16 protein-coding genes are annotated in these 15,040 nt (G+C 66.4%); 13 read left to right on the top strand and 3 right to left on the bottom strand.

Annotation, left to right across the window (positions count from 1 at the left end; translation table 11 throughout):
- Positions 1-441 precede the first annotated feature (441 nt).
- From AKJ09_RS52530 to AKJ09_RS52485, 11 genes are all read left to right on the top strand, one after another.
- Positions 442-1,971 carry a hypothetical protein gene (locus AKJ09_RS52530; RefSeq protein WP_146655403.1) on the top strand — a complete coding sequence of 510 codons (1,530 nt, stop codon included), beginning with the start codon at positions 442-444 and terminating at the stop codon, positions 1,969-1,971.
- On the top strand, positions 1,968-2,513 hold the full coding sequence (locus AKJ09_RS52525) for a hypothetical protein (protein ID WP_146655402.1): 546 nt from the start codon (positions 1,968-1,970) through the stop codon (positions 2,511-2,513). Before AKJ09_RS52530 ends, AKJ09_RS52525 begins: the two co-directional genes overlap by 4 nt.
- A 69-nt stretch (positions 2,514-2,582) precedes the next feature.
- The gene (locus AKJ09_RS52520; RefSeq protein WP_146644926.1) at positions 2,583-6,038 is read left to right on the top strand and encodes a hypothetical protein; all 3,456 of its coding nucleotides are present in this window, start codon (positions 2,583-2,585) and stop codon (positions 6,036-6,038) included.
- A gap of 10 nt (positions 6,039-6,048) precedes the next feature.
- The gene (locus tag AKJ09_RS52515) at positions 6,049-6,516 is read left to right on the top strand and encodes a hypothetical protein (RefSeq protein WP_146644924.1); all 468 of its coding nucleotides are present in this window, start codon (positions 6,049-6,051) and stop codon (positions 6,514-6,516) included.
- A complete protein-coding gene (locus AKJ09_RS52510) occupies positions 6,516-6,950 on the top strand; it encodes a hypothetical protein (RefSeq protein ID WP_146644922.1) in 435 nt (144 codons plus the stop codon). Before AKJ09_RS52515 ends, AKJ09_RS52510 begins: the two co-directional genes overlap by 1 nt.
- 419 nt (positions 6,951-7,369) lie before the next feature.
- Positions 7,370-8,326 carry a hypothetical protein gene (locus tag AKJ09_RS52505; protein ID WP_240488360.1) on the top strand — a complete coding sequence of 319 codons (957 nt, stop codon included), beginning with the start codon at positions 7,370-7,372 and terminating at the stop codon, positions 8,324-8,326.
- 24 nt (positions 8,327-8,350) lie between these two features.
- Positions 8,351-8,548 (top strand): hypothetical protein, encoded by a 198-nt coding sequence (locus AKJ09_RS52500; protein WP_146644918.1) that lies wholly within the window; start codon positions 8,351-8,353, stop codon positions 8,546-8,548.
- The gene (locus AKJ09_RS52495; RefSeq protein ID WP_146644916.1) at positions 8,545-8,766 is read left to right on the top strand and encodes a hypothetical protein; all 222 of its coding nucleotides are present in this window, start codon (positions 8,545-8,547) and stop codon (positions 8,764-8,766) included. The genes AKJ09_RS52500 and AKJ09_RS52495 overlap by 4 nt, the downstream gene beginning before the upstream one ends.
- Positions 8,763-8,960, top strand: a complete 198-nt coding sequence (locus tag AKJ09_RS52490; RefSeq protein ID WP_146644913.1) for a hypothetical protein — start codon at positions 8,763-8,765, stop codon at positions 8,958-8,960. Before AKJ09_RS52495 ends, AKJ09_RS52490 begins: the two co-directional genes overlap by 4 nt.
- Before the next feature lie 28 nt (positions 8,961-8,988).
- Positions 8,989-9,150, top strand: coding sequence for a hypothetical protein (locus tag AKJ09_RS54080; protein WP_169928717.1), 162 nt, complete (start codon positions 8,989-8,991; stop codon positions 9,148-9,150).
- Positions 9,147-9,776, top strand: a complete 630-nt coding sequence (locus AKJ09_RS52485; protein ID WP_146644908.1) for a hypothetical protein — start codon at positions 9,147-9,149, stop codon at positions 9,774-9,776. The genes AKJ09_RS54080 and AKJ09_RS52485 overlap by 4 nt, the downstream gene beginning before the upstream one ends.
- Before the next feature lie 57 nt (positions 9,777-9,833).
- Here AKJ09_RS52485 and AKJ09_RS52480 read toward each other — a convergent pair whose 3' ends face one another.
- Positions 9,834-10,187, bottom strand: coding sequence for a hypothetical protein (locus AKJ09_RS52480; protein WP_146644906.1), 354 nt, complete (start codon positions 10,185-10,187; stop codon positions 9,834-9,836).
- A gap of 252 nt (positions 10,188-10,439) precedes the next feature.
- Here AKJ09_RS52480 and dacB point away from each other — a divergent pair, with 252 nt between their 5' ends.
- Positions 10,440-11,939, top strand: a complete 1,500-nt coding sequence (dacB, locus tag AKJ09_RS52475; RefSeq protein ID WP_146655401.1) for a D-alanyl-D-alanine carboxypeptidase/D-alanyl-D-alanine endopeptidase — start codon at positions 10,440-10,442, stop codon at positions 11,937-11,939.
- Positions 11,940-11,948: 9 nt separating this feature from the next.
- Here dacB and AKJ09_RS52470 read toward each other — a convergent pair whose 3' ends face one another.
- Entirely contained in the window at positions 11,949-12,599 is a 651-nt protein-coding gene (locus AKJ09_RS52470; protein ID WP_146655400.1) for a metallophosphoesterase family protein, read from the bottom strand.
- Between the two features lie 75 nt (positions 12,600-12,674).
- Between AKJ09_RS52470 and AKJ09_RS52465 the strand changes: the two genes are divergently transcribed.
- The gene (locus AKJ09_RS52465; protein WP_146655399.1) at positions 12,675-13,187 is read left to right on the top strand and encodes a putative signal transducing protein; all 513 of its coding nucleotides are present in this window, start codon (positions 12,675-12,677) and stop codon (positions 13,185-13,187) included.
- Between the two features lie 218 nt (positions 13,188-13,405).
- Here the strand turns inward: AKJ09_RS52465 and AKJ09_RS52460 are convergent, their stop codons facing one another.
- A complete protein-coding gene (locus AKJ09_RS52460) occupies positions 13,406-14,863 on the bottom strand; it encodes a sigma-70 family RNA polymerase sigma factor (protein ID WP_169928716.1) in 1,458 nt (485 codons plus the stop codon).
- Between the last annotated feature and the right edge of the window lie 177 nt (positions 14,864-15,040).

Here is a 15,040-nt window from a genome sequence, read left to right as displayed (position 1 = left end):
CCCATGTCGTCGAATTACCACTTCGGCATGTCGAAGGAGCCAATTTCACGCCGGCCGAGCTGCGGACGCTCCGGACAATGTGCCCGGCTCCACGCCCATCACGGACAAGCCGGCGTCCAAGGCCGTGTTCCTGACGCCTGAAGGAGGCGACGGCGCGGGCGGCATGGACGCCTTGACGATGGCAATGCTGGCGCCTGGGCGGACCGTGTCGCGCGCGGCGCACGAGGAGAGGCTCGTGAGCCCGGAGCGGCAGGCGGCGGGACAGGCCGCCCTCGACAGCATCGGCAAGGCGGAGCGAGCGCCAACGCCGCCGAGGCGCAGGGCTATGCGAATAAGGCGGCGGCTACTCAGCGGGTCAGCGAGGCGCAGGCGCAGCAGGGCAAGGACACCAGCGCTCGTGCGCAACAGTCGCAGGCGAAGAGCGACGAGTACCTCGACAAGATGAACCGGTTCTCCGCCGCTCTCGCGAACGAGGAGATCGATCCGGACCGGATGTGGCACAACGCGTCCACCGTAACGAAGGTCCGGTGGACGCTCGCGCGCATGCTCGGCGCAGTTCAGCAGGGGGCACTGCACCTGCCGAGCAATCAGATCGCCGAACAACTCGACGCGATGGCCCGTGCGGACGTCGACGCGCAGAAGGCGAACTACGAGCACAAGCGCGGTCGCCTCAACGACATGCGCAACATGTACTCGATGGCGATGGAGCAGACGCGCAATCGTGACGAGGCCGAACGCCTTGCTCACGGTTACGCAATTACGGCGCTCCAGACGCAGGTGCAGACGGTTGCGGAGGCTTCGCAGTCGGACATCGTCAAGGCACAGGCGGCGAAGCTCGACGCGGAGCTCGAGCTGCGCAAGGTCGATCGCGGCAATCACGAAAACAGGTGGGTGCCGACGCAGACCTCCGAAGCGCCCAACGCCTTCGGCCTGACTGCGAAGGACCGCAGTGAGTTGCTGAAACACGCGCTGACGAAGCAGATCGACGCCAACGCGAAGCACAAGGACGACAAGTCCGATATCCAGGCGACCATCACCGAGCAGAACAAGCAGTTCGACAATATCCTGAATTCGGATGTGCTAAAAAAGACCGGTTGGTTGACGGGTATTGCCAACTCCACTGGTTTTCAGCGCCTGATGCCGGAGTCGTCGCAGAATGCAGTCGCGGTCGACGGCATCAACCAGCAAGTCCTGGGCTCCGTCGGCAAGCAGCTGAAGGACTCCGAAGGCCGTATTGCTCCGCCCGTCCTTGAAGCACTGCATAAGCTTGCGGTGAACCCGTACGACACCGAGGCGGTCGCGCGCAAGAAAGTCCAGATGGCGAAGGACTTCGTCAACTCGGTCGCTCTGCAGAGTGGAGCGCTCGTCGCGATTCGGCCGTTTGAGCACGTGGAGGACTTCACCAAGGCTGGCGTCACCCTCCCCGGCATCGCGGCGCGCGCGGAAGGCGGCCCGGTTGCGCAGGGTCAGCCCGTCCTCGTCGGCGAGCGGGGGCCGGAGATGGTTTTGCCGATGGGCACGCCCGTCGCCGCACCCGCGCCTTTCGACGTCGGCCCCGAGGTGCCGCTATATACGCAGGACGGCAAACGCCTCAACGGGCGCCCTGACGGTGTCACGACGAGGGAGCGACCGGCGCCAGCGGCAGCAGCGGACATCGAGCTCACGGATGAGGACTCGCTGCCGGTCTACGGGGCGAACGGCAAGCAGCTACAGGAGCGCCCTCTTCAGGACGACCGCAAGGGGGTCCCGATGTCCGTTCCCGCGCAGGAGCGCTTGAATAGGACGCGGGCGGCAGCTGCTCGGTGGGCCGAGCCGTTCAGGAAGACCGCCCCGTACCGTGGCGACGTGGAGGCGCTCTCGCAGCCCGACCACCATGAGGAGATCAGGAAGACGATCCTCGCGGCTCAGAGGACCCGCAGTTCGATCAAGCGGCGGCGGAGCAGTTCCGCAAGACCGGGGCCATCCAGTTGACTCCAGACGAGGCGCGGCAAGTTCGCACGCTGGTCAACGGAAACGTGCTGACTGGCGGAGGGCGTGCCCCTGCGACAGCCGTTCAGCGGTTCGCGCAGAAGACCAGCGGGGGACAGGCACCTGCACCCGCGTCGCGCCCGCAAACCGCCGTCCAGCGGTTCGCCACGAAGGTGCGAGGCGGCGACGACGTCGTTGGTCTCTACGACCCCGCCGGCCAGCAGCTGCGCGTCTCTCCTGAGGGGCGCGCCTACTACGAGAGCGACGCGGAAGCGCCGTCGGGAGGGCCGAGCCTCTCCGGGCCGGCGCCGAAGTACAGCCGAAGGACGGTGAGCGCGAGTGCGCCTGCGAAGGCAGCTGCGAAGCCGCGTCCGCCGACGCTCGAGGAGATCGCCCGATGGGCCGACGCGGAGACGGAGCGCACGAGGATGCAGACGGAGGCCGTCGACCGAGGGCGCCCCGCCGTTGACCCTGCGCCGGCGTACTCGCAGGTCCTGACGCCGATGCAGCTCGCGCGGATGCGCATGGAAGGTCGCGTTCCGTGACATCGGAAATGGCGCCGACGCTTCTCGGCGTCTAGTTTCCCTAGGCCGTGAGACCACCCAGCAGGACGGTTGAAACTACTCGATCGTAACGGCAACCAAGTCGAAGTCCCCGACGACCAGGCGCAAGCCGCGCTGGTGTCGGGGCAGTACGGCGCCCCCGAAGGCACGCAGATCCCCGTCAGCGTCGGCGGCGAGATCGGCTCAGTGCCCATCGAGAGCCTGCAGAACGCGCTCAGGAAGGGCGCGAAGGTCGTCTCGCAAGCTGAGTACGACAAGGCTGACACCGACGCGCGCTACGGCGACGCCGGCCACGGCGCGCTCGCGTTCGGCACCGCCGCCCTCGACAGCGCCACACTCGGCATCTCGAACGCCGCCATCGGCGGGCTCGGAGGCAAGGAGGTCCGCGAGACCATTCGCAAGAGCCAGGAGGCCAACCCGACGGCGACGGGCCTCGGCGAGGCCGCCGGCTTCATCGCGCCGATCGCGGTCGACGCGCTCTCCGGAGGCACCGCCACACCCGCCCTCGCGGCGCTCGAAGCGGAGCGCGTCGCGGCGAAGGGCGGCGTGAAGCTCCTCGGCGCCGGTGAGCGGGCACGCGCGGCCCTCAAGGCCGGCGAGAAACTGCTCTTGACGGAGGGAGAGAGCGTCGGAGCACGGGCCGCCGAGACGCTAGCGCCACTTGAGGGCGTCGGCGCGCGGGCAGCCGAAGGCCTCGCTCCGCTTGAGGGCGAGTTCCTCGACCAGGCACCGCGCGGACTGTTCCGTGGTCCGGAGATGCCCGGAGAGATCGTCCCTCCTCCAGCGGAGTTGCCGGGCCTTCCCGGCGGTGCGCGGGCGCTGCCGGAGACTCCAGGGCTTGTACCGACCTACGAAGGCGAGTTCATCAACCAAGCGCCTCGCGGGCTGCTTCCCGGCCCGGAGACGCTCGGCGAGGCAGTTCCTTCCCCGGCGGGGCTGCCCGGCGGGCCGCGCGCCTTGCTACCAGAGACTCCCGGCCTCGTGCCGACGTACGAAGGCGAGTTCATCAACCAAGCGCCGCGCGGGCTGCTTCCCGGGCGGGAGACGCTCGGAGAGGTCGTCCCTCCCGGTCTGCCCGGTGGCGCACCGCCTGCACTGCCTGGCCCGACGGGGCTTGTACCGACGTACGAAGGCGAGTTCATCGATCGGGCGGCGCGCGCTGCGCTGCCGGGGCCGGAGATGCTCGGTGAGGCCATCTCGCCGGAGGCCCGCAGGGTCATCGGCACCCTCACGCCCGAGAGCCAGCGTGTGCTCGAGGGCCTGTCTCCTGAGAATACGCGACGCGTCGTCGACGCGTGGGTCCGACGCGGACGTGTGTCCCCGACGGCCGCTGCCGAATGGGAGGCCATCGGCACGCACGCGGCCCAGAACACGGGCGTGATCGGGCGCGTGATGGGCGTCGTTCCCGATGCGACGATGCCGCAGACGCAGGCGCAGGTCGCTGAGCGACTACAGCAAGCGGCGAACGCAGCGGCGGAGGCCATGCGAAGCGGGCCCGCAATTGAGGCAGCAGCCGCGCAGGCGGCTGGCAAGGGGCTCGTGCGTCAGGCCGTAGAGAGCACTCTCCTGGGGCCCACGCGCGCCGTCCAAGGCCTCGGTCAGGCCGTCGAGGACGTCGTGCGCAAGATCGTGGGCACGGAGGCCGAGACCGCACTCGGGCGCATCGCGCAGAAGACCGTCATCGGTGCTGCGCGCGGCGCGACCGAAGGCGCCATCTTCAGCGCCGCGCATGAGGTCGGGCAGGGATTCCTGCAGGACAACGTAGATCTCAACGGCGAGCGCATCGCGTCCGCCATGGTCCACGGCGCGATGCTCGGCGGCGTGTTCGGAGGAGGCATCAGCGCGCTCGGGCAGGGCACGAAGGAGGCCGTGACGGGCGCCATGCGCAAGCTGGGTGGCAACTCCGACATCGCCACCAAGCTCTCGGAGAAAGCCGGCGAGCACATCTGGCACGCGGCAGGACCGACCCAGAAGATGACGGCGGAGGCCAACCGCTACGCGGGCGGCGCGTGGAAGGTGGGCAGCCTCGCGCGTGAGAAGGCGGAGCAACTCCTCGGCCGCAAGCTGCGCACACGCGAGGACATCCTCGAGCTCGCGCCGCTGCTCCGCAAGGACGCCATCAAGCAGATGGACAACGTCATCGACCGTCTCGACGACGTCGCCCTGCGCAAGACCCGCATCAAGGTGGAGGACATCGACGCGCAGCTTGAGACCATCCAGAACGAGCTGCGCAAGAGGGCGGCGCCGACGGGCGAGATCCAGTCGTTCCGCCGACGCATCCTCGACGCGACGGGCGCGTGGGACGACACTCTCGGGGCGATCGACCCCCACGCGTCGGTCACGTTCCGGCAGCTGCGCGACTTCCGCGTGACCGTCGACGACATGGTCTCGAATTGGAACGCTGCGCCGGGCGCCGACAAGGCCCCGACCGTGGCCCTCAAGCAGATCCGCTCGTGGCTCGAGGGTCGCGTGACGGAAGCCGCCGACAAGGTCGCGAACGAGGCCGGCGGCACGCTCCTCAGGGATTACAAGGCAGCGAAGCAGGCCTACCAGGGCGGACTCTTGTTGGAGAAGGCAGCCGCTCGCGGCGTCGCCGCCAACGGCACTAACCAGTTCCTCTCGCTCACCGACAAGATGACGGGGCACGCCCTCGGCGGTGCCGGTGCGCTCCTTGGCGGTCATGCCGGCTTCGTCGCTGGCGAAGCCCTCGGCGGCCTCGCCTCGAAGGTCATTCGCTCGCACTTCGACTTCATGGTCGCTGACACGCTCGACAAGCTCGCGAGTGTCGCGCGCAACGACCATGTGATGCAGACGATGCAGGAGGCGAACGCCCGCGTGCAGAAGCGCGTCGACCACGGCCTGAACCAGGTGCGCAAGGCCATGGACGGCAAGCCGGTCGAGTCGCCGCCCATCGCCGGCCCCAAGACCTTTGAGGAACGCCGGCAGCAGCTTCTGAACGTCGCCGCGCAACACGAGGAAGTCCTCGGGCACCTCAACTCCGTCACGAAGCCCCTCGACAAGGCCTCCCCGGACATCGCGGCGTCGGTCAACACGGCGACGCTCCGGGCGATCACCTTCCTCATGGACGCGCTCCCGAAGCCTCCGCCTCCCGGCCCCGACGCGCTGACCCCGCATCTGGACGCAAAGCAGTGGCAACCCACCCCGGCGCAGAAGGGGAGGTTCAATCGCCAGTTCGACCTCGTCGTTCGCCCCGAGCTGATGCTCCTGCTGCTCGCCCAGGGCAACCTGACGAAGGACGGCGTGGACGCTGTGAAGGCCACGAACCCTGCCATGTTCAAGGACGCCCAAAAGAAGCTGAGAAACGAGACGGAACATCGAAATAAGCCCATCGCGGCCAGCATGCGCCCGTATGCGCGACTAGTTTTTGATGAGCCCCTCATCGACCCAAGACGCGCCCAGTCCTACCAGGCGGCTTACGGTCCTGGTCCGAAACCTCAAAAGCCAGGACACACCATCAAGTTCGCCGACAACACATCACTGAAGTGAAAGGACCTGCATGCCCGCTCCCGTAGCCTCTCGAAAGATCGACTTCGTCTCGGCGCCGCGTGCGTTCGCGGCTGCCGGCGTTCCTGGCCAGGTCGCTGTCATCGCGGTCTCGGCGGCTGCGACGTACATCGACCTGACGCGCGGTATTTCACAGGCAAAGAAGGACCCGCAGGTGAGCGGCCAGGACCCGAAGAGCCTGACGCGCAACTACCTCACCATCGAGGCCGACACCGCCGACCTCGGCGTGGTGTTTGGCGCGACGAGCGCGCTCGTGTCGGGCGGCAACGCGCCTTCGCTCACCGCATCAGGAACCGTGGCCTCCGGCGTCTATACCGGCGCAGCGGGCACGTGTTACGTGATCAAGGCGGGCACGAAGGAGCGATTCCTCCTGCAGGCGAGCGTCGACAACTTCCTCGGCCTCGTCGGCAGCGCCGCCGGCAACGCACGTATCTATCAGAGCAGCCCGGACGACGCCTGATGTCTGGCGGCCCGCTCGCGACGAAGAGACTGCAGGTATGGCAGGGGGTCGACTTCAAAGCTCGCTTCGTGTTTTTCACGCAGCCTGCCAGCGGCTCGACGGACCCAAAGGACCTCGTGCCGATGGACTTCACGGGATGGAGCCACGCGCGCATGGTCGCGCGCGTCGCCCCTGACTCCGCCTCTGCGCAGATTATGTCACTCATCGCGGGCGGAGGCCTCACATTCATCGCGGACACGTTCAGTCCAGGCCCTCCGATGCCTTCGGTCAACAACGGTATCGAGATCATGATTACGAGTTCGGCATCGCTCGCGATGAACGGCGGCGTCGCGTACTCGGGCGGGTATTACGACCTGCTTATTGATAAGTCCGATGGCGCGACGATGATGCTGATGGCTGGACAGTTCGATCTACTCCCCACGGTGTCCCGATGAGTAATGTCGTTGTTGTTCAGCTAAAGTCTGGACCGCAGGGCATCCAAGGTATTCAGGGCCCGCAGGGGATTCAGGGCCCGATTGGCCCGCAAGGCGCGACGGGTGCCACTGGCCCGCAAGGCTCGATTGGCGCCACTGGCGCACAGGGCCCGAAGGGGGATACTGGGTCACAAGGTGCAACCGGCGCCACTGGTGCACAGGGGGCAACCGGTGCAACGGGCGCGCAAGGGCCTCAGGGAGACCCCGGTCCGCAAGGCCCCGTTGGACCGCCGGGGACAACTCCGACAGGGACCGGCATCGCGCACGTCACTGGCGGGAACTGGGGGACCACAGGACCCGTTGTTCTGACCTCGGAAGTGTCAGGCATCTTGCCAGCAGCGAACGGCGGCCTTGGGGCATCCGCGGCGAGCTACACGGGCGTGCTCAAGTTCGCGGGCGGTGTCCCGGTGGCGGCGGCGATCGTGAACGCCGATGTCAGCGCGACGGCAGCGATTGCGGGCACGAAGGTGGCGCCGGACTTCGGCAGTCAGAACGTCGCGACAACGGGGGCGCTCACGACCGGAGCAGCTACAATCTCTACGAGCCTCAAGGCGGGGACGGGCACTGATTTCGCCTGCCACGTCAGACCGCTTGTTGGCCTGACATCAACCTTTGGCGCCTTCTACTGCCTGCCCCAGGCGACCGCTCCGACGGCGAGCAACCCCGTCCTGTACAGCGATGGGATCAACGCATCTGTCAATGCGCCACAGGCGACCGGCATCGTCGCCTTTACTCAAAACGGCAGCACAACAACGTTCCAGGCATCGTCGACGAGCATGAAGCTGTTTGTGCCGACGCTCATGCTCGACTCGAGCGCGCCGACAGCAGCCTCGGGTCAGAGCGCGCTCTTCTCCTCCTCCGGCCACCCCCAGGCGGTCGACCTGGCTGGGAATGTCGGCTGGATAAGCGAGGTCGCCAAGACGCTGAATGCCGACTTCACGACCACTGCGGCCACCGCGACATCGACCAATCTGACCTTTGCCGTCAAGAACGGTGAGAAGTGGCGGTTTGAAATCGAAGTGACGATGCTTTGCTCGACGTCAAGCGGCATCAGGATTGCCATTGGCGCACCAGCCGCATCGACACTTCAGAATGCGTGGTACCTGACCACGAGCACGTCAAACACCACGCCGCTATACAGTATCATCACCTCCCTCAACAACCTCGGCAGCCTCAGTCATCAGTACGCCACGTCCGGTCCGGACCGTATTGTTGGAACGATCGTCGCGGGCGCGGACGGGAATGTAACGCTCCAAATCGCGAGCAACACAGCCGGCGACACCTCGACGGTCAAAGCAGGCTCGGTCCTGCGCGCCATTCGAGTCACTGGCGTCTGAAGGACGCATCAATCCGGGAGTCCAATGTCCAAGACCACTCGAATCATCATCGCCGCAATCGGCGCAGGCGTCCTCGCGGCGCTCGCAACGCCCAGCCTTTCTGACAAGCTGCCGGCAGGCCTCGCGCAAACGCTCGCCGTCGCGGTGGCCGCCGTGCTGCACCGCATCGATGCGGAGAGCAAAAACACAGACGACTCGGAGAACACCCCGGACACGAAATGAAGCGCCTCATGTTCATCGCGTCGCTCTTCGCCCTGGCGGCGTGCGGTGCGGTCTTCACTCCGGCCGACAGGGCCAAGGTCGTCTCCGACCAGAGACAGATCGACGCGTGCGAGGACGTCGCGCGAGCATGTCAGAAGACCGTCTGCGACGGCGGCACTCCGTGCCCTGAGTGCTTCAAGCCGTACAACGACTGTCTCACCGACGCGGGGCTCCAATGAACGGATTCATCGCAACGCTCGGCACCATCGGCGCGTTCCTCGCTGCGAACCCAGAACTCATCGAGATCCTCAAGGACGCCATCGACGGCGGCACGCCGAAGGACGTCCTGATGGACGCCATCCGCGCGGCGCAGCTGCAGGCCTCGAAGGAGAAGATCCGAGCGGAGCTGGGCATCGGTAGGGGGGTGCCGTGAACTGGTCGGTCATCCTCACCTTCGGGGCATGATCGCAGGCGCCACGTGGGCCGTGTGTAGCAAGCTGTCGAGCATCGAGAACGCGCTCCTGACCCACGTTGCAGACTGCAAGGTCGTGCAGGCCGAGCATGGCATGACGCTCCGTGAGCACGCCGCACAGATCCGCGCGCTGCAGAAGGCGGCGCGATGAAGGCGTCTGTCCTCGCTGCGTTCCTCAAGTTCACGGCCCCTCTCGAGGGGAGGGTGCCGTGGATGTACCTCGACGACGCCTCGCCCCGTGGCTTGGTCACGTGCGGCGTCGGCAACCTCTGTTCGCTGTCCTTCGCCCTCACGCTCCCCTGGACCGTCGATGGCAGGCGGGCAACGCGCGCCGAGATCGAGGCGGCGTGGCGCGCGGTCGACGCCGCGCAGGCGCGCAAGCATCAGGGCGGAGGGAATCACGGCGACCTCACGCGCCTTCGTCTCTCCGACACGGACATCGACGCGATGGTCATGGCGAAGGTGCGGGGGAACGAGGCGGAGCTCTGCAAGGTGTTCCCTGCGTTCAGCTCGTGGCCTGCGGACGCGCAGCTCTTCGCCTGCTCGTGGGCGTGGGCTGTCGGGCCACACGGCCGCTACCCGAAGATGATCGCGCTGCTCAACAAGGGCGACTTCGAGGGCGCGCGGAAGGAAGCCACCATCAACCCGCAGAGGGGCACCATCGTCCTGCGCAACAAGCGGAACCTGCAGCTCCTGCGGAACGCCGCCATCGTGCAGGAGCAGGGCCTCGATTTTGAGGTGCTGCACTGGCCCGAGGCGCTCGAACGCGCTGCCTGAAACGACGAAGGCCCGCCGGTGCGAACCAGCGGGCCTTCTACTTTCGGTGGTTGGCGGTCAGGGAGAGCAGAGGGACCAGCCCTCGCGCGTTGTTGTGCAGCCGTGGCCCGTGAGGCGCTTACACTCGGCCTCCGGGTCGCTCGTCCATGCTGGCGTGCAGTACAGGACGCAGGTGTTTTGCATCTGGGGCACGGCCTGCGCGTCTTTGGTGTACGGCGTCGTCGTCGGGAGCGCCCAGCACATCGGGACCAGGTCGCCGTTGAACCGTTGCTCGCCGCAGTCGTCGTTGCTCTCGCACTGGTGTCCGAGCGTGGACAGGGCGGCTCGGTTCGCCCCCGTGTTCGGCTCGTCCGTACCACCGCAGGCGAACGCGGTGAGGCAGAGAGCAACAGCGGCAGTGAACTTGAGCATGACGTGATTCCCTTGTGTGAGTTGGGGTTGCGTGGGTGGTCGAACGACGGCGAGTCTCTCGGTAGAATAGCACTAGGTCAGGCCAGCACTACGCCTTCGGGCTTGCGCCCTCCGTGCGCCCCGACGAGGGGTGATTGGGGCGGATTCTGGTAGACTCCAGGGGACCAGTTTCGGGAGCTTTCAGGCCGGTTTGCCGAAAGAAACGCATTTCCTCGGGTTATTTGCTAGGTAACGCCACGGGTGAGAGAACCGATGCGTTCGCTTCGTCTGCCGCTTTCGCTGGTCGTGGGGGCCGTTTCTCTGTCCCTCACGTTGTCCGGTGGTCCGGCGTGGTCCGAACCGCCGTCCCCGAGCTCTGCTGGTGCCGCTTCGGGGGCCGTCGGCGCCCCTGAAATCCAGGCTGCAGTGCGCGCGCTGGTCAACGACCGCTCGCTTCGCGACGCGCAGGTCGGCGTCTCCGTCATCGACGTCGAGACGGGCGCGGTGCTCGCCCAGTCCGGGGAGCATACCGCCCTCAACCCCGCGTCGAACGCCAAGCTCTACACCGCTGCCGCCGCGCTTGCCATTCTCCGCGGCTCGCATCGGTACCAGACCACCTTGAACGGCACGATCAAGAACGGCGCCGTCGCCGAGCTCGTGCTGCGTGGTCACGGCGATCCCTCGCTCCGTTCGCGCGACTTGTGGATGATGGCCGAGGAGCTCAAGGCCCACGGTGTTCGCCGGGTCGAGTCGCTGGTCGTCGATCAGCGCTTCTTCGACGAGCAGACCACGCCGCCGGCATTCGAACAGCAGCCGAACGAGTGGGCGTCGTTCCGCGCACCCGTCAGCGCCGTGGCCCTCAACGAGAACACGGTCACGCTCACCATTCGTCCTACGGAGACCGGGCAGCCCGCGACGGCCTCGTTCGATCCGCCGGGCTTCGTCGACGTCGACGGTACGGTGAAGACCGCCGAAGCCGGCGCGGACACGGTGGGCCTCGAGCTTGCCCCGGCCGCTGGAAAACGTCTCACGGCGAAGCTCTCCGGCGCCGTCGGGGGCGATTCGAAGTTCGTGCGCTACACGCGGCGTGTCGACGATCCGCAGCTGCTCGCCGGTTACGCGCTCAAGGCCATCTTCGAAGAGATGGGCGTCAAGGTGGGCGGCGATCCCAAGCTCGCCACGAGCGTCACGTCGAAGGGCACGGTGCTCGTGCGTCACGAGTCGGAGCCGCTCTCCACCCTGCTCTACGCGCTCGGGAAGAGCAGCGACAACTTCTACGCCGAGATGATCTTCAAGTCGCTCGCGTCGGAAGGAAAGACGCGTCCCGGCAAGAGCCAAGACGCCGCCGAGTTCGTGACGAAGTGGCTCGAGAAGAACCAGCTGCTCGACACGGGCATCGTGGTCAAGAACGGCTCCGGCCTCTTCGATGCGAACCGCACGACGGCGTACGGGATGACGCGCCTTCTCAAGTTCGCCTGGCAGGATCCGGCGGTTCAGAGCGAGTATCTTGCGCAGCTCTCGATTGGCGGCGTCGACGGAACGCTCCACAAGCGCTTCCGAGAGACCCGCGCCCATCGCGCCATTCGTGCGAAGACCGGCACGCTCGACGACGCCATCGCGCTTTCGGGTTATGTGCTGGGTCCCCCGGGCAAGCACACCATCGCCTTCTCGGTGATGTTCAACAAGGTCTCCGGCAAAGGCTCGGCGGCGCGTGCTGCGGCGGACAAGCTCGCGCACTTGATTTACGAGCGACAGTGGAAGCAGGCCGACTGATGTAGGCCGTTACAGCACCGCGCGCGACGCCGGATGCACGCGCAGATCGGCGTCGATGCGGTGGAAGTCGACGCGACGCGTGGCGAGGTCGAGAATCGCGAAGCCGGGTTCGTCGCCGCGCGCCAGCGTTCCCGGGTTCACCACGTAGAGCGGTGACTTCCCCGAGCCTCGTTCGAAGCGCCTCACCATGGGCTTGTGCGTGTGCCCGGCCACCATGACCACCACGCGTGCGTCGAAGAGGACCTCGAGCAGCGCCTCGTTCGACGAGATCGCGTAGCCGCCGTCACCCGGGCCGACACCCTGCATGTCGTTCTTGCCCGTGCCGTGACAGAGGAGGAGCAAACCGCCCGCCATCTCGAGCGATACCGTCGGGGGAAGGCCTTTGACGAACTCGATCGACGTGGGCGAGAGCTGCGGCATGCGATGGGCCATCGGCAGATCGCGCATCGTGTCCTCTCGGATCCAGCGGTCGTGGTTCCCGCGCACGGTAGCGACCCGACTCGATGCGAGGAGCGCACATGCACGATCGATGTCACCGGCGCCATCGACGACGTCGCCCGTGCACAAGATGCGATCGACCTTTTCGACGGCGAAGGCAGCGAGCGTCACGAGCAACCGCTCGTCTTCCGCGTGGACGTCGCCGATGAGGCCAAGGCGCATTCCTTCGATCTTCGCACGAGCCCGCACGTTTTGGCGATGGGCCGAACCTCAGCGGGCTGGTAACCTCGCCCATGCATGGACGCCAAGCGCAAGCTCAAGGGAATGCTCGCTCGCATTTTTTCGGACGCCACGGCGGACGAGTCCGAACGCGCAGAGCTCCGGACCTACCTCGCGTCGGGCGCTCTCTCTTCACCTGAGATCCAAGAGGTCATCGCCGACTTCGTGAGCACGACGTGGAAGATCACCGTCGCCGACGGCGTGGTCTCCGAGGTCGAGAAGCAGCGCCTTCGCGAGATCGTCGAGGTGCTCGGCCTCGCCAAGGGTGACGTTCCCGAAGAATGGTCACGCGTGCTCGGCGGCACGCTCGACACGAGCGAGGAGTGGGTGCTCCTCCGGACGTTCATCGACCGCGCGCAGGCTGCGCTCCTTGCGGACTTCCTGCGTAACCAGGGCATCCGCGTAAGCGTGGAAGGCGCGTTCTCGGCTGGCGTTCTCCCCGGCGTGCAGGACGTTCGCCTGATGGTCCTCGCCGATCGCATCGCCGAAGCCCGCGAAGCCGCCGAAGCCTTCGACGGCGAGAGGGTTTGACTTGTGGGGACCTCCGGTCCCCCTCAAAACCTCCGGTTTTGAGCGCTAGCCTCGTGGGGACCGTCGGTCCCCCTCGAAACCTCCGGTTTTTCTCGCCAGTTGCTACCGGCCACGTCTATCCCGTAGGCGTGGCGGGTCGCCTTGGGCGCGTCGCGGTATGAGCGCGAAAGAGCCCGCCGCTCGCCTTTTGGCTACCGGCGGGCCTGTCGAGCGCCTTCCTAATCGCGCATGTGTTTGCGGATTTTGCCGAGCGCCTGCTCCTGCAGCTGACGAATGCGCTCGCGCGACAGGTTGTACTTGTCGCCGATCTCCTTGAGCGTGAGCTCGTCTTCGTCGTCGAGGCCGAAGCGCCAGCGAATGATGCGCGATTCGATCGGCGTGAGGTGCCCGAGCAAACGGCGAACCTCTTCGCCCCACTTCTGCGAGACGAGGCTCTCGTAGGGCGACTGCATGTTGTCGTCCTGGAGGAAGTCGATGAACTTCCTGCCGTCCTCGTCGCCGACGGGGCGATCGAGCGAGAACGGAGTCTCGGCCCAAGAGCCCTTCACCTTGTCGAGCTTCTCCTGCGGGATGCCCGTTTCCTTCTCGAGCTCGTCGAGCGTCGGATCGCGCCCCGTGCGTGCGATGACTGCCTGCGTGGCGCGCTGCACGCGGTTGTGCGTGTCGAGCATGTGCACGGGAATGCGGACCGCGCGGCCCTTGTCGGCGAGGGCGCGGCTGATCGCGTGACGAATCCACCACGACGCGTACGTCGAGAAGCGGTAGCCGCGCGTGTGATCGAAGCGCTCGACCGCCTTCATCAGGCCGATATTGCCTTCCTGAATGAGGTCGATGAGCGGGAGGCGACCACGGTTGTAGCGACGCGCAATCGAGACGACGAGGCGCAGGTTCGCTTTGACGAACTTGTTCTTCACACGCTTGCTCGTGCGTGAAGCCTCGCCGATGCGATCGATGTACTTGCGGTAAGCGGGCGTCGAAAAGAGCGTGGGGTCGATGACCACGCCCGAGGCCGGCCCGGTGACGGCGATGCCCTCTTCCTCGACGTCTTCGGTGGGCGCGGGCGTCCCGAGCTTGCGGACGGCCTCTTCGGCGTGCGCGATCCACAGGCGATCGGAGTCGGCGAGACGAACCGCACGCGCGAGGCTCTCGCAGAGCGTGCGGTACTTCTTCTCCTGCTCCTTCGTCAGCTTGTTGCGCTGCTTCTTGAAGGTCTTGCCGTACTTGCGGAGCTCGGCGATCTGCGGAAGGTCGATGGCCTCTTCTTCGCGCGGGAGATCCGCCTCGAGCGAGTCGAGAGCGTGATCGGTGGCGGGCAAGTACGCGAGGATCGCGCACCAGTGATCGACTTCGCTCTTCTCGACGTCGACGGCGGTCCCGAGCTCTTCTTCCTGCCCCATGACCGAATGCGTCGCCATCTCGCGGAAGTAACGAGCGAGCATGGAGTCGCCGCCGCCTTCGGCTGCGGCCGCGTCTTTCGAGCTCTTCGGGCGAGGCTCTTCCTCGGTCTCGAGCTCCGACGCCGCGGCGTCCTCGAAGTCGAACTCTTCTTCGAGAACGACGAGCTCTGCGTCACCACCCGTCGAGCCAGAGGAGAGCTCTTCTTCGTTGTTCTCTTCCTCCGCGTTGACGGGCGGCGGCGGCTCCGCGAGTGCAGCACTGCTCTTCGACTTGCTCATCGGAGCCTCACTCTTCTCTGTTTTGGACAGCCGGCTTCGGGGCATTGGAGGTGTCGTGAATCGCAGGGAATGTTGTTGGGACGGGGGGGGGGCGAGGTCGTGAGCGAGGTCGTTTCGAGGTCGTTGCGCGTTCGTCTTGCGTTCGTTTCGCGTGACTTCGTGCGCTTCGGTCGTCTG

Origin of the sequence: Labilithrix luteola (genome assembly GCF_001263205.1) — a bacterium.
GTDB lineage: Bacteria > Myxococcota_A > Polyangia > Polyangiales > Polyangiaceae > Labilithrix > Labilithrix luteola.
This window is presented reverse-complemented; position numbering and strand designations above follow the sequence as displayed.

What these genes read in the sequence shown, in the direction of transcription:
- AKJ09_RS54080 (WP_169928717.1), top strand. Translation starts at nt 8,989, where the DNA reads ATGATCGCAGGCGCCACGTGGGCCGTGTGTAGCAAGCTGTCGAGCATC.
- AKJ09_RS52465 (WP_146655399.1), top strand. Translation starts at nt 12,675, where the DNA reads ATGGACGCCAAGCGCAAGCTCAAGGGAATGCTCGCTCGCATTTTTTCG.
- AKJ09_RS52490 (WP_146644913.1), top strand. Translation starts at nt 8,763, where the DNA reads ATGAACGGATTCATCGCAACGCTCGGCACCATCGGCGCGTTCCTCGCT.
- AKJ09_RS52515 (WP_146644924.1), top strand. Translation starts at nt 6,049, where the DNA reads ATGCCCGCTCCCGTAGCCTCTCGAAAGATCGACTTCGTCTCGGCGCCG.
- AKJ09_RS52485 (WP_146644908.1), top strand. Translation starts at nt 9,147, where the DNA reads ATGAAGGCGTCTGTCCTCGCTGCGTTCCTCAAGTTCACGGCCCCTCTC.
- AKJ09_RS52470 (WP_146655400.1), bottom strand. Translation starts at nt 12,599, where the DNA reads ATGCGCCTTGGCCTCATCGGCGACGTCCACGCGGAAGACGAGCGGTTG.
- AKJ09_RS52480 (WP_146644906.1), bottom strand. Translation starts at nt 10,187, where the DNA reads ATGCTCAAGTTCACTGCCGCTGTTGCTCTCTGCCTCACCGCGTTCGCC.
- AKJ09_RS52495 (WP_146644916.1), top strand. Translation starts at nt 8,545, where the DNA reads ATGAAGCGCCTCATGTTCATCGCGTCGCTCTTCGCCCTGGCGGCGTGC.
- AKJ09_RS52510 (WP_146644922.1), top strand. Translation starts at nt 6,516, where the DNA reads ATGTCTGGCGGCCCGCTCGCGACGAAGAGACTGCAGGTATGGCAGGGG.
- dacB (WP_146655401.1), top strand. Translation starts at nt 10,440, where the DNA reads ATGCGTTCGCTTCGTCTGCCGCTTTCGCTGGTCGTGGGGGCCGTTTCT.
- AKJ09_RS52460 (WP_169928716.1), bottom strand. Translation starts at nt 14,863, where the DNA reads ATGAGCAAGTCGAAGAGCAGTGCTGCACTCGCGGAGCCGCCGCCGCCC.
- AKJ09_RS52500 (WP_146644918.1), top strand. Translation starts at nt 8,351, where the DNA reads ATGTCCAAGACCACTCGAATCATCATCGCCGCAATCGGCGCAGGCGTC.
- AKJ09_RS52530 (WP_146655403.1), top strand. Translation starts at nt 442, where the DNA reads ATGAACCGGTTCTCCGCCGCTCTCGCGAACGAGGAGATCGATCCGGAC.